This is a genomic window from Sphingomonas sp. FW306-05-A, from assembly GCF_058782275.1.
In genome coordinates this window covers 47478-73922 of the sequence record NZ_JBYSXN010000005.1, presented here as the reverse complement: position 1 = coordinate 73922, position 26445 = coordinate 47478, and the positions used below count along the sequence as shown (strand labels likewise).

Genomic DNA, 26445 nt, shown 5'->3' with positions numbered 1-26445 from the left:
CAGTGCTGCGGCCGGCCAAGATCGTATCGTCACTGCCCCTTTGTGACCATCGCCCCGTTGATGAGCGTTCCCGCCCCGACACCGTCGGGCACGCGAAGACGGAACACCCCTGCCGCCTCGTTAGCGGACGGGCCGTAGAAATTGACCAGCATGGAACCGATCGACGTTCCTACATTACCCTTGATATCGGCATTGGCGGACGATGCGTAACTGTTCAGCTTGCCGGCAAAGCCGAATGCACCATAGTCAATCTTCGTCGCGCCGTTACTGCCCGCCAAAGCCAGATTGCCCGATAGCGACTGGGTCCCAAAATCGACCGACATTTTCGCCGTGCCGGTTACATCGTAGAATGTGCCGTTCGGATCGGCCCCCGCGGCGTAAGCGACGCCCGCATAGCTGGCGGCGCCGGTACGGTTGGCGAACAGTCCGCTGGGCGTGTTGAACCCGTAGACGAAGAAGACCCGGTTTGCCTCTGCATAGAAGGACACGCTGGCGTCGGTCGATGTCGAATATTTCCCGAAGCTGGCATAGGTGAGCGCCAGTTCGCGGTTGTCGCTGCCTGTCTTGTACAACTGCAGCTGTGTCGACTGTCCCGCGATCGTCCGGGCATAGCTGGTGAAATTGGGGTCCCCGGCGACGATCGACGTGACGGTATAGTCTCCGCCGGCCATGTTGGATGTGGGCGGACCAAAACTGACGTTGCCGCTTGTGTTGTCGGTGAACTGGCTGCGCGACACAGCAGTCCCCAGTTGGCCCGGATAATCCGAGACGGTAGGCGTACCGCCGGTGCGCGGCGTGCTGACCGTCAGCGTGGTCGCATCGGCGTAGAACAGCTGCGACGTCATCAGACGGGCAAACGACGTGTTGACCGCGGACAGCGTGGCATCGCGCTGGCCGGTCAGGGCACCATTGAAGGCGCTGCCGTCGCTTGCCGATCCCGAAAAGCTAGCACCGATCTCGTCGGCGTTGGGGCCATAGAAGCGTCCGTTCAGTTGCCCGCCGATCTGGCGGCCGCTCGAGCTGTAGACGACGTCGCCGGTGAACGTGCCGTTGGTCGCAGCAAGACGCCCCCCGCCGGTCAGGTCAAGCCCGCCACCCACCGTGCTGCTGCCCGAGATCAGCCCGGTACGCGTGACCGATGTTGCGGTAGAGAACAGGCCATTGATGAAATCCACGTCGAACCGTCCCCGCCCCTGGAAGACATCGGGTTCCGCCCCGGGAAAGGAGGCAAGGCCAAATACGTCGGTCGCAAACGTCCCTGCCCCCGTCCTGGGAACTCCGCTTGCCGGCGTATCAAGCCCGTAGGTAAACGTCGTAAAGGCGGTATCCTGCCGGTCACCCAAGCGCGTGTTGCGTTGCGCGTAGCCCATGCCGACGTAGCGATTGGAGGCGGTGCCGTAATAAGGTGTCGTGACCAATGTCAGATAGCTGGAAACGTCGCCGGTGCGGCGTATGTACTTCGTCTCGCCGGTCACGCTGCCGGTCTGCCGGTCTGCTGGCGCGAAGGTGTCGGTGACGCCGCCCCCCGTGATCGCATAGCTGCTGCTCGACGCATCATAGCTGACGGTTAGCGGCGTACTTGCCGCGCGACCCGAAATTGTCGAATTGGACGTTGTGTTGAACGCCACATCCGTTCTTGCCGCGTCGTTCACGAAGCTTTGGCTGGCACGCAGATCGGTAATCGTCGTGTTCGGCGTCGGCGTCGGCGTCGCGATCGGGGGCGGGGTAGAGGCGATCCCCCCACCGCTCCCGCCGCCACATCCACTAAGCGCGAAAGCCATGGCCATTGCGGACGTCATCGCGCGCGTTTTCATGATCTTATTGCCCCCAATTTACAGCATATGGATTAGCCGCCCAAACCAAAAAAGGGAAGACACAAGACGCCTTATCGAGATGACCAGGCTGTACATCGCCGAAGATCCCGATCGGGCAATCATCTTATTCAGTGAGCACGCTGGCGGAAGAACTTGATCTTCAGGCGAAGCCACGTCTGACCGTTAAACCCGACGGGGTAGCGTGTCGGCGAAGGGCAGCCGTTCTCGACGAAAAAGCAGAAATGGCAGCTAGCCCCCAGTAGCAAAACGTTGCCCCACGAAGCCTGACTGCCACGATACGCCATGCTCGACGTGGACGAATGGCAGAAAGCAGGAACAGGCCGATTTGCCTTAAGTGAATGCTTCTGCGTCCCTGCGGCCATGAAGCTGCCGTTCCGCTTTCGCCCAAATCTCGTCCTACGCCCGCACCCGATCTGCTCCCACTAGCGGACGTAAATCACAAGTCGTATCCGTCATCCATGAGGCAGAATCGGCACAGTTGGTTGCGAACCCAAAAAGACGATGACGGCGCATCGGTCATTACGAACCGTGTTCCGCAGCCACCCTTTCGGTCCGACAACGACTTATACCAGTGGTGGATGTGGGGCCGCGTCGCGATCCCGATGACCATCCTATGTTATGGCGCCCTGCGAAGTTTCGGTGTGCCGTTTGACTACACCCCTCTCGCTACGCTCCCCGCGGTCTTCTTCTTTCTTCTGCTGAGACTTTTGGCGTGGAAAGATCGCAAAGACGGAAAGCGGTTTAGCCATTACGATACCGACGACCTTTTCCGATAACGTCCGCTTCTTGGAGTGAACGCTCCGAAGCAGACGGTCCGGTTTCCACCACCTCAAGCCGTTCCGACGATCGAATCGGTCGGATCGCTTCAAAGCCGACCGACAGCTATCGGGCGGAAAAGCGGACAGGCAAAATTCGCCCATTTGTAGTCGTTAAAGGCCGATTTGATCGGGCCCGGAAGCGGCCGTCCATGACGTTGCAAAAGGTGTCCCTTTTGCAACGCTACGAACTGCCCGGTGATGACCATTTTGAGGTAACTGATCGTTGTTCCAATTGCAGCCATTGGTTGAGAGGAGCAGCATAGTGCCATGGCAAACGATGATCTCATAAAAAGACAACGCTGGCCTGTAATCGTCATTGTGCTTGCTAGCTTGGTTGGTGCCGGATTGATCGGGTGGCTGCTACAGCCGGAAGAGCCAAGGCTCCGTTCCGTTGGCAGCTATCAAACGATAGCCATAAACTATAAAGCGCATCACCCTGAGTGCCAATTAGATGCTTTGGCGATGCTGCCTCGGCAGAAACAAAAACGTCAAATATCTATTTGTGCAGACGAAGAAGAACAAGTACGCATAGCCACTGCCAGTCTTGTAGCGGCACAACGTCAAGCGGACTCAGCTAATGCAGGCGTTGTACTCGCGGCGCAGCAAACGAGGATTGCGGCATGGGGCGTCGTAACTGGAGTGCTTACGTTATTCGCTGCTATCGCTGCGGCTTGGTACGCTAAACAGGCAGCTGAATTTTCTAAGAGAACACTTGAGCATGACAAGGATGTTGCCGGTCTTCAACTAAGGACCAACGTCCATATTGAGACGGTAGATGTAATTGGGAAAGACGCGGCCAATCCCAAAGTCACTTTTGGCGTACGCAACTCTGGAACTGTTATTGCACGTGATTTCAGGGTGACTGGAGGTTGGGGGTTTCGCAAAAACGAAGAACCAGCTCGCCTGAATCTCAGCCGGATCAATATGCCAAAGCAAATGACCTTTGGTACTGCTCTTACGATCCCCGTTCCACCTAGTGATGTGCTTACGGCATTGCGAGAAGGCAATTTGTACTGTGAGTTTGAGGTTTCTTGGAAGGACCAGGCGGGTGAACGTCACCGTATTGGTGAGATCCATCGGTTCGACGGTGAGGAGTTTCGTTTTTTGACCGACACAACACGGTCCGATTTGACTTTACCCCCTCTAAACTGACCTACCGCTCACCAAACCCGACCGTTCTTGATGCAAAAATAAAAAGTTTTGCATCACTGCCACAGGCAAGCGGACGGTTACGGTTGAAAGACGTCTTCGATCTTGAGGCCGAACACACTCGCGATGGTAAAGGCGAGTGGCAGGCTGGGATCGTACCGGCCGTTCTCGATCGCATTCACCGTCTGTCGCGAGACCGAAAGCGCCTCCGCGAGATTGCCTTGGCTCCACTGGCGGTCGAGACGGAGCTCCTTGATACGGTTGTTCACCGGTAGCGGCGCTGGGCGAAGGCCATGCCCAGCCCCCACAGCGTTCCCATAATCGGCCACACGGCGAATGCCCGTAAATGCGGCAATCCAGCCCCCTCCGCAAACCCCCACCCGAACGTGATAAGAGCGGTGCCTAGGAACGAGATTGCGATGGCGTCGAACTGAATGCGGCGCTGCATCTCATCCATCCGCCACAGCCCGCGCAGGATCGCCCACGCCGCGGCGACCATGCCGATCATCGGGACAAGATTGATAGCCAGTTTCAGGTTGCCGACTGGCTGTACCGCGCGCTCCAGCGCATTAGCCCCGATCAAAAGGACGGCGTACAGAATGAGTGCTCCGCCGAGTTCAAGAATGTACTGTTTTGATCGAAACATAGGGAAGGCCTCCTGTAAAGCGTCTTTTACAGTGCAGCAGCATCCTGTCAAACACCCTTTCCATACAAGCGGCGTTTGCTTGCCTGCAAATGGCCCAATCCAGTAGCGTATATCCACCAGACTCCATCGTTCATGATGCAAAATTCACAAGTTTTGCATCAGCTAAGCGAGGGCAGAGATTCGTACGTTTTTCATGCACAACTCTGATGCGTACCGCGAGGGTCAGCGATCAATGCCGTATGCAGCCATTAGGCGCACAGTCGTCTGAATTGGCTCGGGCGCTAGGTCGATGCGGACGGGCGCGCGAGGCGCAGGTGGAGGCGGCGGGGCAGCCGGCTCCGCTGCGGACTGGACAGCAGTCGGCATCTCCAAAGTTACTTCGCGATAGTCGGCGTCCTGCACACGCAACAACGGTCCCAGCCTGCTTCCTGACCCTTCAGCGATCAACCGTGCTTGCATCTGCGCGCTGGCGAGAGCTGCCTGCATGGCACGACGGCGCGCGGCCGTATCGTCGCGTAGCCAGAAGGTCCTCAGGCTCGCATCCATGCCGCCCAGGCGACCAATCAGACCGACAAGCGTACCCGCGTCGGCGACGCGGGAAGTTTCGATGGTGACGGGTAGCGATGCAATATAGCCGATGATTGCACATGGTCCTGTCGATAGCCGCTGCGGTCCATAGCTGTTCGCGTCGCAGTCTTTTGACCGCACCTGTGCAATCGAAAGGGCAGAAGAGTGATATTCCCCCGCCTTTTGCAACAGTCCCGCAATGCCCGCGCTCATCGCTTTGGCACCATCGCGCAGCTTAGAAGTCGCCTCATCTGACGTCACTCCCTCCCCGCGGAGGGTAAATCCAACCGTGACCATGTCCGGAGGTGTCTTGGCAGTGCCGCTCGCAGAAACAAGAATTTGAGATGATGAAGGCGTCTGGGCTTCTGCCGACGAACCTACGGCAATCATAATCGCGAAAACGGCCAATTTCATCAGAAGCTCCCAAAGGAAACGGGTTCAGCCGTCTTGTCACGAAGCGTAGCCGATAGGGTGGCGGCGACAAGAGAGGACATTCAGCTGTTTGTTGCAAAAGGGTTCCCTTTCGCAACGCCAGCCGTCCCGCAGCGAAACCGATCGCTTGGCCGATGCAAAAGGGCGTTGCGGAATGTCGGCTTCCTGGTGGCGCGCTCTCGAAAGCCGCCTGACTGTTCTCCACCCAGATTAAGACATTCCGAATCTTGGAACCGTGCACGGAGCTTTAACGATACCTTTTGAATGGGTGCCGTATGGTCCTCTTTGGTTCGGGCTTCAACCGGACCAGACGACCAAATTGAGCAAAATTATATACGTCGTTTTCTCACGGTAAACGAACCAGCCTAGAGAGGTGCGGCCCGGGCATACTTAAAAAGCACCGGCGGAAAATTGAGCATATAGGGGCGAGGCGGTAGGAGGGGGGAGGGGGAGGGCGGTATTCGTCTGGAAAGCGGACGGACCGGAAGCGCCCACAGCCGGACGTTTAGGAAAGCGATCAGGCTTCCCGTTAACAGCCCTTCGTTAAGCGCCAGACCGTTGTTCACAGTATCACGCGAGCTGGGTAGCTAGTCCGAGCGCAATAGCATTTCGGCCACTTTCGTGGTCAGGGCTTCTAGCGTGAAAGGCTTGGTGAGTAATTCCATGCCTGGTTCGAGATGACCGTTACCAACCGCGGCATTCTCGGCAAATCCGGTGATGAAGAGCACTTTGAGACCTGGCCTCAGGCGACGTGCTTCATCGGCAACCTGTCTCCCGTTCATGCCGTTGGGCAGCCCGACGTCGGTGATCAGCAACTCGATCCTAGCACCCGATTGGAGCACCTTGACGCCCGATGCGCCGTCTGCTGCACCGATCACCGTGTAGCCGAGCTCATCTAGCACCTCGTCGATCACGTGTCGGATCGTCGCCTCGTCTTCAACGACCAGAACCGTCTGTCCAGTCGCACTCTCAGCAGCGAGCGCACTGAGATTTTCTGGCTCCACGTCCGCATCCCCGTGGAACCGGGGTAGGTAGATGCAGACAGTCGTGCCCTGACCGACCTCTGAATAGATGCGGACCTGCCCACCCGACTGGCGCGCAAAGCCGTAGATCATGGAGAGCCCAAGGCCCGTACCCTGACCGAGCGGCTTGGTCGTGTAGAAGGGTTCGAATGCACGTTGGATCGTCTCTGCCGCCATACCAGTGCCGTTGTCCGTCACGCAGATCGAGATGTACTGGCCTGGTGCCAGATCCCGCTCGCGGCCGGCACGGTCGTCCATCCACTTGTTGGCGGTCTCGATGGTAAGCCTGCCTCCCTCCGGCATGGCGTCGCGACCGTTCACGCATAGGTTGATGATAGCGTTTTCAAGCTGCGGCGCGTCGATCTCGGTTGTCCAGAGCCCGGCTGCCTGAACGACTTCGATGTCGACCGTTGCACCGACTGTTCGGTGAAGCAGCTCTTGCAGCTCGGCAATGAGGCGGTTCACGTCGGTTGGGCGGGGATCGAGCGTTTGCCTACGCGAGAAGGCGAGAAGTCTTTGCGTCAGCGAGGCCGCCCGACGACCGGCGCCCTGCGCGGCGTTGATGAAGCGGTCGAGGTCGTCGATGCGACCACGGGCTACGCGCATCTGCAACAGCTCGAGGTTGCCAAGCATGCCGGCGAGCAGGTTGTTGAAGTCGTGCGCGAGACCGCCGGTGAGCTGGCCGACGGCCTCCATTTTCTGGCTTTGGCGTAGCGTTTCGGCGATCGCCTCCAGCGCCTGAGCATGCTCCTTCTCAGCGGTGATGTTGCGTCCGCTGGCGTAGATCAGGCCTGCGTCCGGGGTCGCAAGCCATGAAATCCAGCGAAAGCCACCCTCCTTGTGACGGTACCGGTTTTCCGTTGTGGGCAGACTTTCAGATCGAGCGTGTCTCAGCGCGTCACTGGTGATGGCCTGATCTTCCGGTACGATGAAGTCGAACACCGGACGGCCGATTACCTCCTTGGGTGCCCAACCTAGAACGACCGTGAAAGCTGGATTGACCGCCTGAAAGATGCCGTTCTCATCGATAACGACCTGAAGATCTTGCGTGTTACGCCATAAGCGGTCGCGCTCCCGCGTGCGCTCAGCCAGCCTTGTGGCCTGCTCATGTGTCTCGGTTACATCGCGGCTGCTGGAGTAGAGCTTGTCGCCTTGAGGATAAGCCACCCATGACATTCGCCGCCAGGTGCCGTCTTTGGTGCGGTAACGGTTTTCGAGTTGCAGCACTGGCTCCCCACGCCGAACAACGTCGAAGGCGGCCTGACTGGCAGCGAGGTCGTCGGGGTGCAGAAAATCGACGTAGGCGCGCCCCTCCATTTCCGAGGTGTCCCAGCCTAGGGTTGTCGTCCACGATGGGTTTAGACGCTCGAATTTACCGGTCTCAAGGTCGAGGATCGACAGCAGATCAGGCGTGTACCGCCAAGCGCGTTCGCGGGCGGCGTTCTGTTCGGCAAGTTCATCGGCTAGCACCTCGTTAGCTTCCTCAAGTGCCCGCTGGCCGGCGCGTTCGTCTGTTACATCGTCGAACGTGCCGACGATCTGCGCCGGATTGCCTTCCTGGTCGCAGACAACCTCGCATCCGCTCACCACTCGCCGTGTCGTGCCGTCAGGCAAGGCGATCGAGTATTCGACAACCAGCGGGTCATGCGTCGCGATCGAAGAGGCGACCTCCTTCTGCACGCCTTCAAGCGCTTCCGGGTCTATACGGTCGAACACCCGTTGCTGGTCGATGACTTCCTCGGGGTCAAAGCCCCACATCTCACGGCTACGTGCGTCCATTGTCACGCTACCGGAGGCGAGATCCCAGGTGTAGGTGCCGAGACGCGCGAGATTGATGGCCGCACGGAGCCGGCGCTGGTCCAATGCGGCAGCGGTCCGCGCATGGACGGCGTCGGTCACCTCGTTGGTGAGACACAGAACGCCTGCAACGGCTCCATCATCGTCAAACACGGGCGAGAAAGAGAACGTCCACCACGTATCTTCCGGCGAGCCGTAGCGAGCCAGTGGGACGTAGCGATCGGCATACGAGATGCTTTCGCCTGTCATAGCTCGGTCGAAGTCCTCGGCGATCGATAGCCACGCATCAGGCCAGAGCTCCTCCAAACGCGCTCCCATCGCCTGTGGTACTCGAGGACCAAGGATGGGGATGTAGGCATCGTTGAAGAAGAAGGTTCGGTCGGGTCCCCAGACCATAAAAGCCGCGCTGGGAAGGGCCAGGATGGTGGAGACGTTGGTCCTGAGCGCCGACGACCAAGAGGCAGGAGGCCCAAGGACGTGCACGGTCCAGTCCGTTGACGCGATGCTGGCCAAGGTTCCGTATTCCATTGGCCTATTCTCCTACGCCCATCCGCCTTCACAGCAAATGTACGGCAAAGCAAAGGCCTCTATCCGGCAATTAGGATCAGGATTCCAGCATGATGATGCGAAAACTACACGCAGGCGCTCCGCCTTGGTCGCGGATGGAGGCCATGACGGAACCCGCGCCCCGTCTTGCCCGCGTCAACCTTCCCATTCGTTCGTAGCGAACCTCCGCCTCTCGCCAAAGCCGGTAGGTCCCGGAACACCGTCCTTTTCGAAAAAGCGACAGCCCCGCGATGTCGGCTATTGCCAACCGATCTCCCGAAAGCTGCCATTCCGCTAACCACCAGGACGCGACGTTCAGACGGCTGCCTCGCGACCACCGTGCCCAAAAGCCAACCGTCCGCTTTCAGGCACGGAAGCGGACGGACTGGAAGCGCCCACTTGCAGACCTTCGCGCAATCACTCAACCTCCCCGCTGGAAAACGCAACGGGGAGACTGGGTATGCAAGCGGTTCGGCAAATCATCGGTGCGACGGGGCTGATCTTTGCCGCGATATTTGCCGCATCCTACTGGAAACTCATTCATATTGGCCCGGGCCTCGAAAAAGGCGTCATGATCTGCTTCGTGACGACGCTGCTCGCGCTTACGGCAGTCGAGTGGATGATCGCGAAGAAAGCTCGCGCCTGAAGCACGAATCGAACGGCAGCTTTCCACCACTTTTAGCCGTTCAGCGATCGGATGTACGAGAAACCCAGCTCTCGCCCTCAATGCTCCACAAACAGGTGATTTGCGCCGCCTGGCCGGCGCCCGCCGGCGTGTAGCGTATATCTGGGTCCGTTCTATGTACCGACCCCTGATAGCTGCCGGTCGGTTTTTAGGCACGATGAACGCCTGCGAATGGTCTGAACGGCAAAGATTGGTGGAAAGCGGCCTGGCCGCTTTTGAGCATCGATCCGCTCAAACGGACGTTCGTTCAGATGGCGTCCGAAGCTACCCGAACGCTAGCAGCGGAACCTGCGTACTGCCCTATCCGGGCGTGTTCATCTGACTGCACCCTTAACCCTTGCTTACGACTGCACTCGCGTATCAGTGAATGACGAGTGCTAGTAGGTCCGGCTTAGCAAGATGAACAGGCGGCCGGATCGGGCATTTTAGATCGGTCCTCAATATCCGACTTCTGGCCTAGCGGAATGTTTGGAATTGAGAGAAATCCGGACCGTCCGCTTTGAAACAAAAGGTGTAAGGCAAGCGGTCATTAGTGTCGCAACTTAGAACCACCAGCTTCGCGCTAACCTCATATCGTTTGATACATTCTCTGAGTAGACTTGGAAGCGGACATTCCCGCACAAACCGTTTTACTCCGCATCTCTTGCTGCTTCTGGGAGATTTGCCTCGGCCTAAGACAGTAACAGCACATTCTGCCTGAAGCTTCTCGTTCGCGACCACAGCCCCTCTATGCGGCTCCGGCCAGGTTCGGAAGCCTTCAGCTAAAGCTGGGACCAGTCTACCCGGTTCCACTCAATGCGTCGGCGACTCCAGTGCTCATCGATCGCCTGGGTAAAGTCGGCACGCACGAGCTTTCCGCGGCTCTCGCACCAATCTGTGCTCTCGCGTCGAACAACGAGACCCTCCATTGCTCCTGATCGATAGTGGCTTGAGCCTTCCGCCAATATTTGCTCGATTTCGGTTAGATCAGTGTGACCGCGCAGCAGAGCTGGCACTATCGTTAGGCCTGCTGCAGAGGCTAGGGCATTCCGCCGTCTGCTGCTCCAAAAGCGACTTACCGCGCGGTCGTACACATCGAACAGGAGGAACCAGTCAGGCAAGCGATCGTAACCGATAGAGTGTCGGGCAGCGCTCCATTCGCCGAAGAGGATGAGTGGCGCCTCCAGTTGATCGCGGATATCCTCTTCATGCTGGGTCAGCCATTCGGGCAACCGCGAAAACTGGCCAGCGTAGGGAGCCGTTAGATATTGACCTCGATTTTGAATCAACAGCGTTCGATCTTCGGCTAATGAAAGCCCTATGTTAGCGCCGTCGATCTTTTCCTCGACTAGCACTTTGCTCGCGAGAAGCGCGCTCACCTCTGACGCGGATAACAGTTTGTCCTCGCGCGGAACGGTGGTTCGATTCAACCAGGCAAGATGCGGGGTCGAAGGGAAGCGAAAGAAGCTCATTATCGGGTATCCGGCTATTGTCTCGCCTTTTTCTCAGCGTGCTTGGCACGAGACCACGCCTCGATGATTGGTTCAACTATGACATCATGGGCAAAGAGGGCTTCCTCCCAGTCGTGCCAGTCGGTGTCGCCCGCAAAAGCAACGCAGCCTTCGCCAAAATCTGCTAGAGACGCCAACGATGCCGCGACCATCTTTCGGTCGGCGAGATCATGGATTACTGGCATTAGCGTGGCAGGCAATATGCCATGGCCATGCTCGTCATAGTCAATGGAGACGCTATCTACGGCACATTTACTCCATTTCGACATCACGACTTGAATCCCGAAGTCTGTATGCCCAATTTTATTATTATATTCGTTCCAAATCCGATTCTCGAAGTCGAGCACGAGACGGGCGTCGCTCCTTTCAAAGTTGTCGAGCCATTCCCAGATCACCATACGCAATGCCGGATCGAGCGGTGTCGCGGCAATGTCGGATGGCTGGATTGGATCGGCAGCACTGGCGGCAATCAACACATTGGTATCGACCACATAGCGGTCCCTCATTGCGCGCTGGCTTTCTGACGCTCGAACATGAGCCGTGCCTGTTCGCGCGTCTCTCCAAGTGCGTCACCAAAAAATCCCTCCGGCCAGTTCTTCACCCGCCCAAATTGATCGATATTAAGCGACTGTAGTTCGGCAGCCTTAGCTTTTCGCTTTACGAAGTACATCGCTGTTTCACTCGATGAGGCAGCTCTCTTGGCTATCAACGTCTGCATACGTCTAAACAAGTGCTCGGAGTGAGTTTCGACCACGAACTGGACACTGCGCTCGCGACTAACCTCGACAAAGAGTTCCGCCAAAGCGGACTGCGCAAGCGGATGCAGGTGAATTTCCGGCTCCTCAAGAATGATTGTACAGCCCTTCGGAGCAAAATAGGACACTACCAGGACCGGTAAAACCTGCGATATGCCAATGCCAACGTCACGAAGATTGCATGCAACTCCGTCCCTATACACAATCAACTCATAGCGATTGGACCGCCCCTGCTGCCGGACTTCGAGCTTATCCGCGAGGCCCATTTTGCTGAGCCAATGGGAGACGCCGTTCACTATGTAGTTTTGCTCGTCGCCTCGTAAGAGCGCGCTCGCCAGCAGAGCGTCGACCGCGCCTCGTCCGTCGCTGCCCACGTCACCGGGCTTAGTCTTGTTCCAAGGATAGTCCCGTTCCGGCTTACGGCGCAACGGACCAAGATATATGATCCGTTCGAGTTCACGGCGGATAGCCAAGCTCAGATCTTCGACAAGCTGACCGTCCTGGTCGAGAGCGGCGATCGCCTCCGCTGAAAAAGCAATCGAACGTTCAGGCGCGTAACCGCGTCCCTTTGCGCGAGGCAATTGCTCATCATCGACCAGGATCGAAAAAGCCCCCTTTTCTCGACGGATCGCCTTAAACTGACGACCATCAGCCTTCAACGTGAGTGCCTGAATCACGACACTACCCGAAGATGTCTGGCCGTATGAGCACTCGAAGCTGCCCTTGGAGATGCGGCTAGTGCCCCGATTGTCGAAGTCGAATGCTATGGAAAACTGGCGGGGCGTCTCGGCATCTTGGTTAAGCACATCCTCGAAGGCTCCGAAATTAAATAGGTCGTTTATCTCGTCTCCACCGAGGTTCAGATGAATTGTGCGATCGGGCGAACGCGCGGTCTGTTTTAGTAACAATAGGCTCTGGATTAGGGATGATTTCCCAGAGGAATTGGTTCCAAGAAGCATCGTCAGCGGACATAGAATTATATCCCCGGTGTCCGACCAAGCCTTAAAGTTCACCAATCGCAGTCTTGCAAACATGAAGAACAGTGTCCCAATTCGATTTTCGTCTTTGGCGTGGCCATAACGAAAAGCTCAGGCGGCGTATACGCGGGTGGCCTCTTTCCCCGATTTATCACCCCCAACCGGCCATTCCCTCAGTGACTAATTTCGCTCGTGCGTGTCGCCTGACGGTTGTCCGCTACCGGGTAAGTAGCTCCTAACATAGTTCTTGGCACCGGGTGGTAGCCATGACCTTGGTACCGTCCAGTGCCCCGCCGGCTGATGCGTTCACACGCGTCCGATCACACCGGCTTCCACTCGAAGAGCGCATCGAGCTTCGGTTTGGAAAGCACGCCGGGCGCGCCGCAGAACGCGCCGGGTACACCCTCTCCGCAGAAGCGCACGTTATCCTCGCCGAAGATCTCGCGTGCGCTGGCGACGGCGGGCTGCCGAGCAAGCACGTTCGGGTCGATGCCGCCGGGGCCAGCAAGTGGCGGCAGGGCGTGGTCAAAGCCCACGACGGTGCATCTCACCGGCGTCCCTCCAGCGGTTCGACGACGGCGCGCGGCGAAGAAGGCGCGGTAGGCAACGTCATCCGGCGGGAGGGAGTAGCCCATCAGTATGATGTGGTCCGCCTGCATGACGATGGCACGCAGGTCACGCTGGATCTCGTCGATGAACGACGGCGGCGTTTGCTTGAAGGAACTCTGCATCACGGTCTGGGCGTGTTCCGTGGTCGTAATGGTGTGGCAGTGCAGACAGGCCCTCGCGTCGACCACCCCCTCGCTCCACAGGTTGCTCTCCTTCTTACGTTTGTCACGATCCGCAGGGTCGAGAACCGCCAAGTCCGGGTAAGCCGATCGCCGGTCGAAGCGACGAAGGGGCGGGGGCGGCAGGAGGGACGGTGATCGGAGGCTCCATTCGTCTCCGTGGTATGCCGACAGCTTTCCGCAGTCCGGGCACTCGCGCCAGCAGAGGCATCCGTGTGGAAAGAGGAACTTGCTCAACCTGATCCGCTCCGACCCTCGGGCGTCGATCTCATTGATCCGCTGCGCCGACGCCTCGTTCATCGGATACCAGAGGTCCGGCCGCCCTGCCGGCTCGATCCGCCGCGAGGGGATGAAGTGGCCCATGTCGTGGTAAAGCTGGATACGTCGTGACGCACCATCGACTTTCTCGACGTCCGGTGCTCCATTCAGTCTCCGGTTCGCGACAAATTGAGTCCAGAGGCCGATGGGATCGTAGTTGAGGCTAACGAAGGCGATATCGCCGCGGATGAACTCGGCACGGTCCAGACGACCGGAGAAAGACGGCTCTGATCGATACATTCTCCGACCCAGCCACTCGGCGAACCGTTCGTAGGTCTCCAGCGGGCGACCGTGGTCGCGCACGCAGTTCTGCCAGTCGATGTAGAACATCGCGTGCAGGATCATCTTGAGCGCGGCCTTCGCCCCCATGAGACGACGCGCGTCCAAGAACGCGCCTTGCTCCGTACGGAAGCCGTGACCAAGCGGGGCATGCATGTCGAGCATGTTGAAGAGGTCGTTGATCTTCAGCGCGCCGGCTGAGGCGCCCGGGCAGACCCGGAGCACGTCCTGCAGCGCCGGCCAGTCGTAGGTAAGCCGTAGTTCCCGCACACGTGCCCGCAACTCATCGCCGCTGGCGCCCTTCCGCCAGTTCCTTCCCATAGCGGCAAGCTGCTTGTCCGTGGGGTCGTGGAGGGCTGCGGAAGCGGTGCCATCACCAAGGATGGTGAGCAGATCGACCAGAACCTTGCGCTGCGGCGCGTTGGCACCTAGGCCGAGCGCGCCTTCCACTCGCTTCGCTAGGCTAGCGGGCGAGAGATCCGCTACCCCCGCCAGTGTCAGGATGAAGACGCTCTGCTTCGCGGTCACGCGCATGCCCAAATTGGCCGTTGCACCGGCTCCCCAGAATATCACCGTCGACGGCTTCCCCATCGCCACTCCTTAAAGATCGCGCTCCCCTGTACGGGGACCGGGGAACCCATAGCTCTTCAGGCGGTCGCTCGGAAAGGGTGGCGCGCTCACCTGCGACTGCCCGGTGGGCGCACGTCGTTCTAGCGAAGGAGCGATGCAATGGTTTCAGCTGAACAATTGCCCGATCTCGGGAAGCGCCGCAGCACAGGTGAACGGCCAAGAATGGGTCGCTTCAGCCTGCATCGACATCGGCCAGCTGTGGCTTCCGCCGGTCGCCGACGACGAGTCGGTAGCGGAGTTCGGCCGGCTCGCGAATGACGAGAACCTTCTGGCCAACCGCTTCCGCGGCGAGGGAGGCGACCGCGCCTATCGGGCATACGTCGCAGCGAAGGAGCGGCGGCGTGCGACGCTGCGTGCGATCGATACCGCGCTGGATCGCCTCTCGGGCGGCGCGGACGGGCCCGAAGATCGGCTGCACGACGCGTTGAATATTGCGGACGGAGACCTAGGATCGGCCGACCGCCTCGTCGATGAATGGCGGTTGCGCTCTCAGACGGAGGTCAACCACGCTTATTCGATCGTTGTGAGACGGGGATGCGAAGACGTTCCGGATGCCGACGTGGTTCGCGAAGGGACGCGGTTCGGCTACGTCCTCGCGCGCTTGCACATCCATCTATCGCATAGCTGACGATCTTATGGAGAGCGTGTCTCGGAGGCGGTCAGCTACGACACTGTCGGCTCGGACGACCTAACGGTTCGCGTCGGTCGCTAGCGACGGCGTCACGCGTGGTGGCTACCACGCCCTCAGCTGCGTGCGCCCCGCTCGGCGACGGCTTCCGAGATCGCACCATCGACCAGATCGTCTAGATAAGAAACCACCCGCGAGCGCAGCGTGTCACGAAGCGCTTCGAGCTCGGGCGTGCGCTCGCGGGCCACAAAGAAATCCCATGAGCAACCGGCGAACGCCTCATTGAGATCGGCGGGCACCGGGACAGCGCCGGTGCGCGAGCCGACCAGCATCCGCTCGGACGACAGGGGCACGAAGATGCTCACGAGCGTGTCGAGCGAAGCCAGCATGAGCGGAGAGGCTATGCCATCGGATTCATAAGCGGTTGCCACGCAGTCCGGCAGGATCAGTCCGGGGACATGGACGATCCGCCAGTTAAACGCGGTCATGTGCTCGACACGCTCGGCAGGCGCCAGCGTCTCGCCGAGCGACTTGCGCTGTGCGCTGGCCGTTACCCCCGGCATGGATTCGAGAATCGTTGCCAGCGCCTCGTCCATCGGCCCCCTGGTTTCGGCGTGATAGGTGTCGAAGTTCGCTTGGACTGTCGAGAACGCCCACTGCCGAAACATGGCTTCGTCCATGCCCATCATCGCGATAAGCGGCCGATATTGTTCGAAGGCCTCGGCGAGCTGTTCGGCAAACGGACCCTTGATAGAATTGCCGTCAAGACCGAGAAGCTTACGCGCGCTTGCGGTGTCCGCAAACTGGTTCGCAACGCCTTCGACCATGGCAGTGCCGGCCGAGGTCACGGCCTTGCGGAAATTGTCGTTGCGGATCGCCAGGTGGGTTACGAACTCCGCAGCCTCGCGAGAATCGGCCTGTTCCCCGTCGCCGAGCGCCCGCAGCTTGGCCAGCATGGTTGCGAGCGATGTTTCATAGTAAGTGATCTGGTCATCGAGCGTCTCGTCACCGCCTTCGACGCGCAGCTCCGAGTAGAAGTGGCGCTCGGCAGCAATCCCGTCGGTTGCGGGCGTGAAGATACCGCGATCAAGCGTGTAGGCGACGACGAATGTCGACTTGCCTTTCTTGAAGCCGAACCCCCTTAATAAGCTCTGTGGAATAAAGTGCTGTTTGCTGCCGGACATGCGCTCGACTTAGCGCGCTCAGGGCATGCCTGCCAATCACCTGAAACTGTCACGAGCCGTCCATAGAATTCTAAAGCTGCAGACCGCGATTACGCTGGATCTGATCTAGCCGGAACGCGTGGAGAACGACGGCTTCGTTCCAAGCGCATCCGGCGGGAGTCGACCAACATACGCCGATCCGATGTGGCGCCGGGAATGTCTGATCTGCGCCGGAGCCGCCATGTCCTGTTCGGTCAAGCGGTAAGGCAGCAGAGCACCCCCATTCTCGACGTCTAGTCCGGCTTTAAGCGATCCCGAAAGTCGTCGCTCGGCTAACGTTACCACTAGAGACACGTGCAGGCAGCCTCGGCTAGAAGGTTGACTCTGACGGTGAAGCTGGGAAGCGAGCAGGCCGGCCTCAACGTCCACTTGTGGGTCGATCGCGGCGCTGACGCTCGATGACCTCAAGGTCTTCATGGCCCGCACCTGTTTGCCCAAGGCCGCGTGGGTTCGCGGTGCCGGCGAGGTCATCCGGCGATCCGTAGAGCTGGCCGTGCCGCTCATTTGGCCTATAGGTGTCGTACCACTTCCTGCGGGGGCAGCCACATTGCCGGCACTTACGCCCAATATCGAAAATCGCGTTCGCAAGCTTCCGAAGCCGTCGAACGCAACCCAGAGCCTGCAGCCATTGTTCGAGGCCGTGAGCAATGCGATGTTCGCCATCGAAGATGCCTGTGGCGACGATGTCTCGAAAGGCCGGATCGATATTACCGTCTCGAAGCTGTCGGACGCGGACGGGATCCAGATCATGATCGCGGACGATGGCATCGGTCTGGATGCCAAGCGCTACGCCGCTTTTTGTGAGATCGACACCGACTTTAAGAAGAGCAAGGGCGGCAAGGGTGTCGGCCGGCTCTTCTGGCTGGATGCTTTTGACGAGATCAAGATCGACAGCATTTACGCATTGAATGGCGGGACCGCGAAGCGCGAATTTGCATTCGTCCTCAACAATTCCGAGCAAGTTGTTCCGACAATCGAAGACGAGACCGTGGGGTCTGCCTTGCGCCATGGCACTCGGGTTCGCTTCAAAGGATTACGCACAAAGGAATATGCGGAGCCGTTTCCGAAGCGATCCGACACCTTCCTTCGCTATTTCAGTGCACATTTCATTGCGGATTTTTTAATGGGCGGTGGGCCGACCATCTTGGTCGATGTTGACGGCGAAGCCGTTGAATATCCCAAAGCCGTCTCGGACCTGGTCATCGGCGAACCGATGGACACCATCATCACGAGCGAAGAGTTTGGCGAGTTGCATATCGTCGGGTTCGTGTGCCGCGCGGAAGCCAGCACCGGCCTGGACGGCCTTCACCAGCTTCATCTGCTGGCGAACGACCGTACCGTCGAGACTAGGAAGGTGGATAATCTCCTAGGGATCGACAGCTTGGAGCGCGACGGGGAAACGGATCTCGCCTTTCATGGCTGTGTTTCGGGTGAGTATCTTGATCTTCGGGTTAACGAGGGCCGCACGGCGTTTAATCTGACCGAACGGACGCTGAAGCAGATCAGCAGGCAATGCATGGAGGCGGTTCGCATCCGCATGCTGCCCGACCAAGTCAGGAAGTACTTCGCCAAGCGTCGCGAACGTTACGAGGCTTTTGTGGAGCGCTATCCCACCTTCGGGTTCGACGACGACGACACGCAACTCGGCCGCGTGCCGCTTCATGCCGCGACGCCCGAGGAGTTCGCCTCGTTCCTGGTCAAGTTCCAGATTAGGCGCGATGAGGAACGCCAAGAGACGCTGCAAAGGTTAATCGACGCCCTCGATAACGATGTGCAATTCAGCTTCGAGGGCTCGGTGGCGGAAGCGGCTTGCGAGATCCAGGCCTCGGAACAGCTCGCCCTCGCGCAACATGTGGTTCGCAGAAAGCTGGCATTGGAGCTATTGGAAAAGCTGATTACGCGCATACGTGCGCGTGAAGGCTCGTCCGACGACTTCCATCTGGAACGGACACTCCACTCCTTCATCTGCCCGATGAATGTCAGAGGCGACGATCCTGCCGAGCGCAAGAGCCGCGCACACGAATTATGGGTCGTGGACGAGCGCTTGGCTTTCACGCGAGCATTTTCTTCGGACAAGCGCCTCGATGACGTCCTTGTGGACGCCGGATCCGCCGATCGGCCCGATCTGTTTCTTTGGGATCTGGCATATGGACTAGGCTCAACCGACCCTGACCAACCGGAAGCGGTCGATATCTCCGAACCGCTTCGAACGGTTATGGTGGTGGAATTCAAGAAGCCAGGACGCAGGGCATATCAAGGTCCGAAGGACCAGATCGAACAGCAGATTACCCGTTACCTCGCCCAGTTACAGGGTGAAGAGATCGAGTCATTCGGACGGACTCGAGTTCGGGTCGCCAAGGACTGCGTCTTCCATTGCTACGTTGTCGCGGACATTGTCGGCGATCTGGTACTGCAGCTATCGGGTTGGAACACGACGTCGAACAGCCAAGGACGAATCCGCCAGCTAAGCGGCAATTATCGCGGTCAGATCGAAGTCGTTCAGTGGCAGGATTTGGTGAATGACGCCTGGATGCGCAACCGGGCCACGCTTCACGCCGCGGGGCTCAGTCGGAAACAACTAACTCAGGTCCAGCCGAAGCCGGATACCGTTGACGTCGTGGATGATGATATCGATCCGGACGAATGAACGAGCCCAACCCGCGCTGCGCAGTTAGGCTGCTTACTGGCGAGGCGCGGAGGATGGCGACGAAGGCTGGCCTATACGCGGACGACCGCGGGTATCAGGGCGATATTCGACCAGTCCGGCGGGTGAACGAGCCGCGGAAGCGGGGACGTCGGAATGGCGGAAATTGTGTCAGGGCCGGCGTGAGGCTGACAGCGGCTCTCGACCAGACCCGGTCTTTCCGATCAGCTACCGCGAACGTCTCCTCCTCGCAGAAGCTGCCGTTGGGCTGCCTCGAAGCGGAGTGTCAGCGAGGCGCCTATGTCGATCGTTCGAACTGCCTGACCAGCATTCTGTAAGCCGTCGTTCTTCCACCCTGCTTGGTGGGAGGCGGGGTACGGCTGACATTGGGGACATAGCGGTCGTTAAAGAGTTGAGTACTTCCCTGCTCGACATATAAGCGCGCCGACGTGCCGGATCAGACGACGATATAACTCAGACGCATCGATGAGGCGGGTCTTTCTTTCATTTTGAGGTTAAGACGCACCCCATCTGGCGATGCAGTTGCCAACAGCTTGGTCTCAACTGCTTGACCAGCCTCATCTTGCCACTCTCCGGAGTCCAAGCGGGTCAACAACGGCGAAACAGCGCTAGCCACATCAAAGATTCGGTTATTCCTCATCTCCCGGGAGATACCACGGAAATCGCCGTCGGCTGGAGCGGCGGTGAACCGCGCACTTGGTTGGCGCATCTCTCGTGTGAACGCGTGTTCTGCAGTTGGAGTGTCAACACCAACGAAGTCTGTTAGGAATTGGGCTATCTCATTTGCGACCCAGCGCCCGACGGTGCGGCCAGAATCGAGGGACGTTAAAAGGTCTGGCCGTAGCATCGATAGCGCACGGTGAAGTCGAACCGCTGCGATCTCTCCAATGAGCTGCCCACCGATCTCACGCGCTTCGAACGGGACGGGCTTGGAACGAAACTCTCTGATCGTCGGGTCCTTTTTGCTGAACGCAACCTCGCGCTTCGTCCCGTCTACGATCGGATCATGGTGAGTCGCCACGTCGACATCAGGCACCGAGAAGAAGACCGTATTTGCCAACAACCCGCCCAGCGAGCGACGCACCTCCGCTTCGTCAGTGAAAAGAGGGAGGGCATAAATCGCTGACTCTGGCACACCTGCTGCCTGTCCAGTCCCACGAAGCCGGCTATGCTGATTCTTCTCGCTATTATTGTTTATCCCGAAAAGTACATGCTCAGTATCTGGCGTGGATGGCGACACAAAAACGCTGCCAGAATGCCGAGAATATTTACGCCTCTTGCCCATCTTGAACTGAAGAAATGCAATTCGGGCCGCTGTCGCTCCCATCGGCGGGAGATCAAGTGAGACATCCCATCCATGCTCCAACTCGTCCTGTAAGCTGAGCCCAGCCGCGTAAATCGGGGGCCCGATCACCGACGCGCCGGGCAACGACCATGGTCCTGCTGCCCAGAGGACGTGCCAAATACCCTGGCCAAGTGCGAGCAGTTCGTGAGTTACATTCAGTTCGAGAGTCTTTTCCGTCAGTCCCATTGTGTCCGCCTGCCAGGCCTATCCCGGCAAGCCCTGGTAGCGAAGAATCGCAGGAAATCGAGAGAAACTGCCCCTTCTTTCATCTCCAGCTTTCACGCTAACTGAAAATGTTGCCGAAGAGGTAAGCGGTCATTGCAGACAGCCGCGTTTGCGCTGTTATCGGCCGATAAGCTGCCTGTCTGCAACCGGCCCAGCTTCTGTCATTCCGCGGTTCGGGTCGGCCGAGAATTGAGCGTCGGCTTCCGACACGAGATGTCGTTCGACATGACGCATGCGAACGTCGGGAATGTCCCATATTTTCGCCATTCCCGCGGCGCGGCAGGTCGGTCGCGAACCGATGAATGAATGTCGGAAGTTGGGAACGCGGAAAAGCGCCGGGAACGGCGACTTATGGGTCTAATTTGATGTCCGTAGCCATCGGACGGTAGTGTCGTCGAAAGCACGAATTGCGAGGGCGATGGACGTTTGATTTCGGTCCCTGCAGTTGCGTCAGTCGCGATCCACTGGACGGCCGATGCCAGCGGCGACGACTGCATCACGAACCCGTCGAAAGAAGCTCGCTGGTAGATAGCCATAACTGACGGCAGGTTCGCGCCCTGGGATCGGTCGGATGTCATAGCCTGGCCATGCGAACCGGTTCCACTCGGTGATGATGATCCACGATCGGTCACCGGACAGGCCCAAGTCGCAGCGAACGGCCTCCGGCACTTCGATCGCTAACTGATCGCGGGTAGGGGCCTTGGTGGTCAGCGGCACGACGTGCACCTGATCGATCCCATCCTTCTGACGGGTCACCAGCACGACGGCAACGGGCCGGTCCTTTATGCCTTCATCGCGGCCTTTAACGTACTCGTATTCCCATAGGTAGCTGTAGTTGAGGACTTCACCCGGCTGCGGCAGCGTTGAGCCTTTTTTCGGCGTCTTGGGCGCCGCGGCCGGGTTCGACGCCGCGGATGGCTTCGAGGGTTTCGTCATCAAGATCCTCCACGCGGCCGGCGATCCGTTCACGACGGCGCAGGCGCTCATATTCATCGACGGGGACCATGACGAAGCGCACGCGGCCGTTCCGACTAACGCCGACCGGGCGGATCATCGCCTCGTCAGAGTAACGGCCGAACTGCTTTTGCAATTCGCCCGAGGGTACGATTTCCATGCTCGTCGCCATGAGCGGGTGTTCCTGTGCTGGATGCGTTGCAGGCTGCTGCCGGCGCGGCGGGATCTCGATCGCATGCAGGCTGTTGCCGGTACGCGGGGGGCTCGGTCGCGCGTGCGGATTCAGCCTGCACGCGCGGATCGTGGTTGAAGCACGACCGGCTTAAAGCCGATATCGATCAAATAGGGAAAATACGCATAACCGTCAAGACACGTAGAAACAGGGGATTGAATGGGAACAGGAGAACCGGTATAAGGTTGCAAGTGCGGGATATCTGGTAAATCATTCTAGCGATAAGTCCGATTCCCGCTAGAAACATGCTGGCGCGAAATTGGCCCGTCGCGTACCTATCCGAGGCCACAAAATGTGGCTTCCGACCTATTTTGGTAATCGAGCGAACCGACGTGTCAGACGACGCCGAGATTGACATGAGCCTGGACACTAAGGTCGTCGTGGCCGATCAGGTCAACGCACTCGCTGCATACCTACCCGATCTGGCACCGGACGATCGCGAGCGGGTCGATGGCTATGTCGCTCGCGCGTCGGCAGAAGCGACGTTGCGCGCCTACCAATCCGACTGGCGGCTGTTTTGCGCCTGGTGCGAGGAAAGCGGATATCGCTCGCTGCCCGCCACGCCGGCGATCGTCGCTGCCTTCCTGACGTTACTGGCGGAGCGCGGCTTCGCTCCACGGACGCCGCATCGGGCGCGGGGAGGGCGCGAGGCTTTGGCCAAGCCGTTAGGGCGTTCGACCATCGGTCGACGGCTATCGGCAATCGTCTTTGCCCACCGTGCAGCGGGGTTCGATCCACCGACGCAGCAGCCAGACGGCGCGCGGTTGGAAAAAGCCATGCGTGCCATCCGGCGCGATAAGCGCGACGATCCGTCGGGTAAGAAGCGCCCCGCGGATGGTGACGTGTTGCGTGACATGTTGCGAACGATCGATGGCGAGGATCTGCGATCGCATCGGGATCGGGCCTTATTGGCGATCGGGATGGCGGGTGCGTTTCGTCGCTCCGAGCTGGTAGCGATTACCGTCGGTCGGGTGTCGGACGATACGCGCGGGTTGCTGGTCCGTGTTCCAACGTCAAAGACCGACCAGGAGGGCAGGGGGCATAGTGTTGCCATCCCCGATGGTCGGCGCCTCGAGCCCGTCCGGCATTATCGTGCCTGGCTTGCCAAAGCCGCGATCGACAGCGGTCCGGTGTTTCGCAAGCTGACCCCGCAAGGGCGGCTCACCGAGCAGCCGATGAGCGCGCAGGGTGTGGCGCTTGTCGTCAAAGCGGCTGCCCAATCCGCCGGCTATCCGGCAGCCTTATTCTCTGGGCACTCGCTGCGAGCTGGGTTTCTCACCGAAGCAGGGCGGCAGAATGCCAATCTGTTCAAGATGCGTGAGCATAGCCGGCATGCCTCGATCGATATGGTCGCCGAGTATGTCCGCGATCATGAGCGATTTCGCGAACATGCTGGAGAGGGGTTTTTGTGATTCCGTCAGTCGCCGGGCTGGGGGGAATAGCGCGAGTGGCACCAAAAGTTCGTGCTTTCGACGACACTCCGGCTGCTCACCGCTTCGTCATCCCACAATACGTCCGGGTTAAACTGACGATTCAAAAATCAGGTAGCGCCGTCCCAGTCGATGCCGCGGCCCGCTGAACGACCTTCGTGTCGCCGGTTGTTTCGTCGTGCAAAATAAGATTGATGTCGATTCGGAGACAGGGGTCGGCGCACAGAACGGAGCCAGTTACACGCTAACGATCGATAGTGACGCAAAACCGCCAAGATCGGGTTTCCGCCTACTCGGGCAAAGCGGCAGGGTTTGTCGCCCAGGCTGAGCCTCAATGAATGACCGCGTCAGTGGCCACGGGGGTGCCATCGGAAATCATGTGTTTATCGACAGCGCGTGGCGGGCAGTAGGCGGTCAAAGCGGCCGGGCCGCTCCCGCCCACATCCCGACGTTCAGGCTTGCTATCCGGGCTCCCGATAACGGCCATTCATTAAGCGCGATCTTTCCTGTTTCTCCGTGTTCGATCGGCCATTTCGGGAAAGTGCAATCGGGATCGTGCTTCCTACCTATAGCGGACATGCCGGGTATGACCGTCGCCGCACCAGCCTATCGGGACGACACAAGGTCCTGAATGAAATATTCGGTGTCGGAGACGAGCGATAGGATCATGTCTTTGATCGTCGACTGCTCATGCCGCGAAGGAAAAACAAACGCTTATGAAAGTGGAACGGTCCAGGGCCCCTGTTGCGCGCTTTAAGCGAACGCTCCGACGCCTCTTGTCGGCCTAGCACTCGGTAATCTGTATTTTCTTCGCCCTTTTCCCGCGTATTGCGCGATGAGGTTTTGGAACCTGCAGACGTTCCCATTCAACGTTCCTTTCCAGAAAAGCCGTGGCATCGACACCGATACGACGCTTCGCCACCGATAAGTGAAGCCGCTTGCGGTCGGGCATATCCATTACCCTCGACCAAGCCATTTCCGGTTTGTCATAGTCGTGCGACTGGACCGGACGTGCGGTACAACGTCTTCCCGACTGGCGATTAATGTTGAGGCTGGACGATGTACCTCACGCTAGAATCGTTGTTCCAGACGTGCGCAACATCGGTCAATGGTACGCTGGTGAATGCTGGCTTGAAACCAGCACCGTGAGCCGCTGCGAGAAGCTCTGCCGCTCCGGCGAGCAACTCCTTGACTGCGACGCTGCCGATGCCACTGCCGAGCAGTTCCAATCCTGAGCTGCGAAGCATGTCCGCGCGCAGCGGTATGTCGACGCCAGCCGAATTGCCAATCTGCACGTATCTGAGGCGCGGTTCGCCGGTCCGCGCTCCTCGATTGGTAGCGGCCGCCTTTAAAACGGCCATAGCAGGCTCGCCCCAGATGAAGTCGAGCACAACATCAACGCCTCGGTCGAACTCGTCCCGGAGCGCGACATCGGCATTGTCATCAAGCGCGATGCGGACCTCGGCATCCAGATTGCCGAGCCGCTCGCGGTTGCGTCCAACCGCGATGACCTTCGCTGCTCCCAGATGACGAGCGACCTGCACCGCCATGCTCCCGGCCGCCCCGGTTGCGCCATTAACGAGCACCGTCTCGCCGCCGGCTAGCCGGGCACGCCGCGTCAGCGCGACCCAAGATGCGAGTCCGGCGGTGGAGATGGCCGCGGCCAGATCGTCGGGGAGCAGGTCAGGCACCGGCACCAGCATGTCGCTGGCTGCCAGGGATCGCTCCGCCATCGATCCGAACGGAGGCTTTGGGAATAGAAAATAGACGCGACGCCCCTGCGGATCAACGCCGACGCCGTCGACACCCGGAACGAAACCGGCCGTGGTACCACCGGAATAGTGCGCCCCGGCGGCTATTGCCTTGACGATCGGACTAAGGGGTGCGGCCGAGACGGCGATGACGGTTTCGCCGCTGCCCGCTTCCGGTTCCCTAAACTCGGTGATCTGTGGCGGTATGCCGAATGTTTGCACGACTGCTGCTTGCATGGCGCGGCTCCTTTAAATGTAAGGCCGCCTCGTGACTTGATCCTCCCATACGATCTATACCTGATCATCCGCCATTTTTACGCGATCGTCTGGAAAAGCATGGACCTCCTCTCACAGCTGCTCTCGCTGCTCAAGCCGAACAGCTACATCACCGCCGGGTTCGATGCTGGCGGCGCGTGGTCCCTTGCTCTTGATGACCTCGGCGGTAGAATCAAATGCTACGCAGTCGTAAGAGGCGGATGCTGGTTGTCGCTTGACGGTGACGCCGCGCCGGTTTGTCTGAGCGAAGGCGACTGTTTCGTCCTCCCGACCGGTCGTTCGGCGACGATCGGGAGCGATCCCCGGCTGGTGCCGCAGCGGGCGAGTGAGGTGCTTGACCCGAATCGCAGCGGCGATGTCGTCACTTATAACGGGGGTGGCGGCACGTATCTCGTTGGAAGCCGTTTCGAGGTCAAGGGCCGCCACGCCGACCTGTTGCTCGGTCGCCTGCCCCCGCTAATCCGGATCGAAGGTGCCGGTGGGCAGACCCGGCTACGGTGGTGCATCGACTTGATGATGGAGGAGATGCGCGAGAAGCGCCCGGGGTTCGAACTACTCGCGCAGCAATTGGCACAGATGATCCTCGTCCAGTCGCTACGCCTTTATCTTGCGACCCAGACCGAGATGGATACGGGATGGCTGGCCGGCCTTGCCGATCCCCGGATCGCCACCGCATTGGCCGCTATCCACACCGAACCGGCCTTTCCGTGGACGGTAGAGGAGCTCGCCAGGCGCTCGGCGATGTCGCGATCAGCCTTCTCACACCTGTTTACTGCCAAAGTCGGTGATACACCGATCGCTTATCTGACCCGTTGGCGGATGATGCTGGCGGCCGAGCGCCTGATCAGGAGTGGCGAAACGATCGCGCGAGTGGCGCAGTCGGTTGGTTATGCCTCCGAGCACGCCTTCAATACCGCTTTCCGTAGATCGATGGGGACTTCGCCGCGACGCTATGCGCGTGACACCGTTCGGGCGTAGGCAT

20 protein-coding genes are annotated in these 26445 nt (G+C 59.2%); 6 read left to right on the top strand and 14 right to left on the bottom strand.

Translation table 11 applies throughout. The features are described from left to right. Window positions 1-29: 29 nt before the first annotated feature. Window positions 30-1787 carry a transferrin-binding protein-like solute binding protein gene (locus AC3WJR_RS19130; protein ID WP_492727092.1) on the bottom strand — a complete coding sequence of 586 codons (1758 nt, stop codon included), beginning with the start codon at window positions 1785-1787 and terminating at the stop codon, window positions 30-32. Window positions 1788-2920: 1133 nt separating this feature from the next. On the opposite strand from AC3WJR_RS19130, the gene AC3WJR_RS19125 reads away from it, so the two are divergent. Beyond that, window positions 2921-3805 (top strand): hypothetical protein, encoded by an 885-nt coding sequence (locus AC3WJR_RS19125; protein WP_492727090.1) that lies wholly within the window; start codon window positions 2921-2923, stop codon window positions 3803-3805. A 77-nt stretch (window positions 3806-3882) separates the two neighbouring features. Here the strand turns inward: AC3WJR_RS19125 and AC3WJR_RS19120 are convergent, their stop codons facing one another. From AC3WJR_RS19120 to AC3WJR_RS19105, 4 genes are all read right to left on the bottom strand, one after another. Beyond that, on the bottom strand, window positions 3883-4071 hold the full coding sequence (locus AC3WJR_RS19120) for a helix-turn-helix transcriptional regulator (protein ID WP_492727088.1): 189 nt from the start codon (window positions 4069-4071) through the stop codon (window positions 3883-3885). Then, window positions 4068-4448: a hypothetical protein gene (locus AC3WJR_RS19115; protein ID WP_492727086.1), complete on the bottom strand. Its 381-nt coding sequence runs from the start codon at window positions 4446-4448 to the stop codon at window positions 4068-4070. Before AC3WJR_RS19115 ends, AC3WJR_RS19120 begins: the two co-directional genes overlap by 4 nt. Window positions 4449-4670: 222 nt before the next feature. Beyond that, the gene (locus AC3WJR_RS19110) at window positions 4671-5429 is read right to left on the bottom strand and encodes an SIMPL domain-containing protein (protein ID WP_492727085.1); all 759 of its coding nucleotides are present in this window, start codon (window positions 5427-5429) and stop codon (window positions 4671-4673) included. Between the two features lie 605 nt (window positions 5430-6034). After that, entirely contained in the window at window positions 6035-8794 is a 2760-nt protein-coding gene (locus AC3WJR_RS19105; protein WP_492727083.1) for a hybrid sensor histidine kinase/response regulator, read from the bottom strand. Between the two features lie 478 nt (window positions 8795-9272). On the opposite strand from AC3WJR_RS19105, the gene AC3WJR_RS19100 reads away from it, so the two are divergent. Continuing rightward, on the top strand, window positions 9273-9458 hold the full coding sequence (locus AC3WJR_RS19100) for a hypothetical protein (protein WP_492727081.1): 186 nt from the start codon (window positions 9273-9275) through the stop codon (window positions 9456-9458). A gap of 800 nt (window positions 9459-10258) precedes the next feature. Here AC3WJR_RS19100 and AC3WJR_RS19095 read toward each other — a convergent pair. The 4 genes from AC3WJR_RS19095 to AC3WJR_RS19080 all read right to left on the bottom strand — a co-directional run bounded on the left by AC3WJR_RS19095 (window position 10259) and on the right by AC3WJR_RS19080 (window position 14695). Next, window positions 10259-10948: an RNA ligase family protein gene (locus AC3WJR_RS19095; RefSeq protein ID WP_492727079.1), complete on the bottom strand. Its 690-nt coding sequence runs from the start codon at window positions 10946-10948 to the stop codon at window positions 10259-10261. Window positions 10949-10962: 14 nt separating this feature from the next. Further along, a complete protein-coding gene (locus AC3WJR_RS19090; protein WP_492727077.1) occupies window positions 10963-11478 on the bottom strand; it encodes a hypothetical protein in 516 nt (171 codons plus the stop codon). 11 nt (window positions 11479-11489) lie between these two features. Then, window positions 11490-12701, bottom strand: a complete 1212-nt coding sequence (locus AC3WJR_RS19085) for an AAA family ATPase (protein ID WP_492727076.1) — start codon at window positions 12699-12701, stop codon at window positions 11490-11492. 338 nt (window positions 12702-13039) lie between these two features. Beyond that, window positions 13040-14695, bottom strand: a complete 1656-nt coding sequence (locus tag AC3WJR_RS19080) for a hypothetical protein (RefSeq protein WP_492727074.1) — start codon at window positions 14693-14695, stop codon at window positions 13040-13042. A gap of 103 nt (window positions 14696-14798) precedes the next feature. Between AC3WJR_RS19080 and AC3WJR_RS19075 the strand changes: the two genes are divergently transcribed. Further along, window positions 14799-15362, top strand: coding sequence for a hypothetical protein (locus AC3WJR_RS19075; RefSeq protein WP_492727072.1), 564 nt, complete (start codon window positions 14799-14801; stop codon window positions 15360-15362). Window positions 15363-15478: 116 nt separating this feature from the next. On the opposite strand, the gene AC3WJR_RS19070 is transcribed toward AC3WJR_RS19075, so the two are convergent. Continuing rightward, a complete protein-coding gene (locus tag AC3WJR_RS19070) occupies window positions 15479-16546 on the bottom strand; it encodes a DUF4238 domain-containing protein (protein WP_492727070.1) in 1068 nt (355 codons plus the stop codon). 454 nt (window positions 16547-17000) lie between these two features. On the opposite strand from AC3WJR_RS19070, the gene AC3WJR_RS19065 reads away from it, so the two are divergent. After that, window positions 17001-19232, top strand: coding sequence for a hypothetical protein (locus tag AC3WJR_RS19065; RefSeq protein WP_492727068.1), 2232 nt, complete (start codon window positions 17001-17003; stop codon window positions 19230-19232). Between the two features lie 454 nt (window positions 19233-19686). On the opposite strand, the gene AC3WJR_RS19060 is transcribed toward AC3WJR_RS19065, so the two are convergent. The 3 genes from AC3WJR_RS19060 to AC3WJR_RS19050 form a co-directional block, all read right to left on the bottom strand. Further along, window positions 19687-20781 carry a hypothetical protein gene (locus AC3WJR_RS19060; RefSeq protein WP_492727067.1) on the bottom strand — a complete coding sequence of 365 codons (1095 nt, stop codon included), beginning with the start codon at window positions 20779-20781 and terminating at the stop codon, window positions 19687-19689. Window positions 20782-21270: 489 nt separating this feature from the next. Then, entirely contained in the window at window positions 21271-21756 is a 486-nt protein-coding gene (locus tag AC3WJR_RS19055) for a hypothetical protein (RefSeq protein ID WP_492727065.1), read from the bottom strand. Continuing rightward, window positions 21665-21946, bottom strand: coding sequence for a type II toxin-antitoxin system Phd/YefM family antitoxin (locus tag AC3WJR_RS19050; RefSeq protein ID WP_093400905.1), 282 nt, complete (start codon window positions 21944-21946; stop codon window positions 21665-21667). The genes AC3WJR_RS19055 and AC3WJR_RS19050 overlap by 92 nt, the downstream gene beginning before the upstream one ends. A 416-nt stretch (window positions 21947-22362) precedes the next feature. Here AC3WJR_RS19050 and AC3WJR_RS19045 point away from each other — a divergent pair, with 416 nt between their 5' ends. Next, entirely contained in the window at window positions 22363-23418 is a 1056-nt protein-coding gene (locus tag AC3WJR_RS19045) for a site-specific integrase (RefSeq protein ID WP_492727063.1), read from the top strand. A gap of 1058 nt (window positions 23419-24476) precedes the next feature. On the opposite strand, the gene AC3WJR_RS19040 is transcribed toward AC3WJR_RS19045, so the two are convergent. Then, window positions 24477-25424 carry a quinone oxidoreductase family protein gene (locus tag AC3WJR_RS19040; protein WP_492727062.1) on the bottom strand — a complete coding sequence of 316 codons (948 nt, stop codon included), beginning with the start codon at window positions 25422-25424 and terminating at the stop codon, window positions 24477-24479. Window positions 25425-25523: 99 nt separating this feature from the next. On the opposite strand from AC3WJR_RS19040, the gene AC3WJR_RS19035 reads away from it, so the two are divergent. Continuing rightward, window positions 25524-26441 carry an AraC family transcriptional regulator gene (locus AC3WJR_RS19035; RefSeq protein ID WP_492727060.1) on the top strand — a complete coding sequence of 306 codons (918 nt, stop codon included), beginning with the start codon at window positions 25524-25526 and terminating at the stop codon, window positions 26439-26441. The last annotated feature ends 4 nt before the right edge of the window (window positions 26442-26445 follow it).

Bases quoted from the DNA above. Each gene is read 5' to 3' on its own strand.
- AC3WJR_RS19100 (WP_492727081.1), top strand. From the start codon at position 9,273: ATGCAAGCGGTTCGGCAAATCATCGGTGCGACGGGGCTGATCTTTGCC.
- AC3WJR_RS19065 (WP_492727068.1), top strand. From the start codon at position 17,001: ATGGCCCGCACCTGTTTGCCCAAGGCCGCGTGGGTTCGCGGTGCCGGC.
- AC3WJR_RS19040 (WP_492727062.1), bottom strand. From the start codon at position 25,424: ATGCAAGCAGCAGTCGTGCAAACATTCGGCATACCGCCACAGATCACC.
- AC3WJR_RS19050 (WP_093400905.1), bottom strand. From the start codon at position 21,946: ATGGCGACGAGCATGGAAATCGTACCCTCGGGCGAATTGCAAAAGCAG.
- AC3WJR_RS19045 (WP_492727063.1), top strand. From the start codon at position 22,363: ATGAGCCTGGACACTAAGGTCGTCGTGGCCGATCAGGTCAACGCACTC.
- AC3WJR_RS19080 (WP_492727074.1), bottom strand. From the start codon at position 14,695: ATGGGGAAGCCGTCGACGGTGATATTCTGGGGAGCCGGTGCAACGGCC.
- AC3WJR_RS19105 (WP_492727083.1), bottom strand. From the start codon at position 8,794: ATGGAATACGGAACCTTGGCCAGCATCGCGTCAACGGACTGGACCGTG.
- AC3WJR_RS19060 (WP_492727067.1), bottom strand. From the start codon at position 20,781: ATGGGACTGACGGAAAAGACTCTCGAACTGAATGTAACTCACGAACTG.
- AC3WJR_RS19095 (WP_492727079.1), bottom strand. From the start codon at position 10,948: ATGAGCTTCTTTCGCTTCCCTTCGACCCCGCATCTTGCCTGGTTGAAT.
- AC3WJR_RS19070 (WP_492727070.1), bottom strand. From the start codon at position 16,546: ATGTCCGGCAGCAAACAGCACTTTATTCCACAGAGCTTATTAAGGGGG.
- AC3WJR_RS19125 (WP_492727090.1), top strand. From the start codon at position 2,921: ATGGCAAACGATGATCTCATAAAAAGACAACGCTGGCCTGTAATCGTC.
- AC3WJR_RS19055 (WP_492727065.1), bottom strand. From the start codon at position 21,756: ATGACGAAACCCTCGAAGCCATCCGCGGCGTCGAACCCGGCCGCGGCG.
- AC3WJR_RS19130 (WP_492727092.1), bottom strand. From the start codon at position 1,787: ATGGCCATGGCTTTCGCGCTTAGTGGATGTGGCGGCGGGAGCGGTGGG.
- AC3WJR_RS19110 (WP_492727085.1), bottom strand. From the start codon at position 5,429: ATGAAATTGGCCGTTTTCGCGATTATGATTGCCGTAGGTTCGTCGGCA.
- AC3WJR_RS19115 (WP_492727086.1), bottom strand. From the start codon at position 4,448: ATGTTTCGATCAAAACAGTACATTCTTGAACTCGGCGGAGCACTCATT.
- AC3WJR_RS19085 (WP_492727076.1), bottom strand. From the start codon at position 12,701: ATGCTTCTTGGAACCAATTCCTCTGGGAAATCATCCCTAATCCAGAGC.
- AC3WJR_RS19035 (WP_492727060.1), top strand. From the start codon at position 25,524: ATGGACCTCCTCTCACAGCTGCTCTCGCTGCTCAAGCCGAACAGCTAC.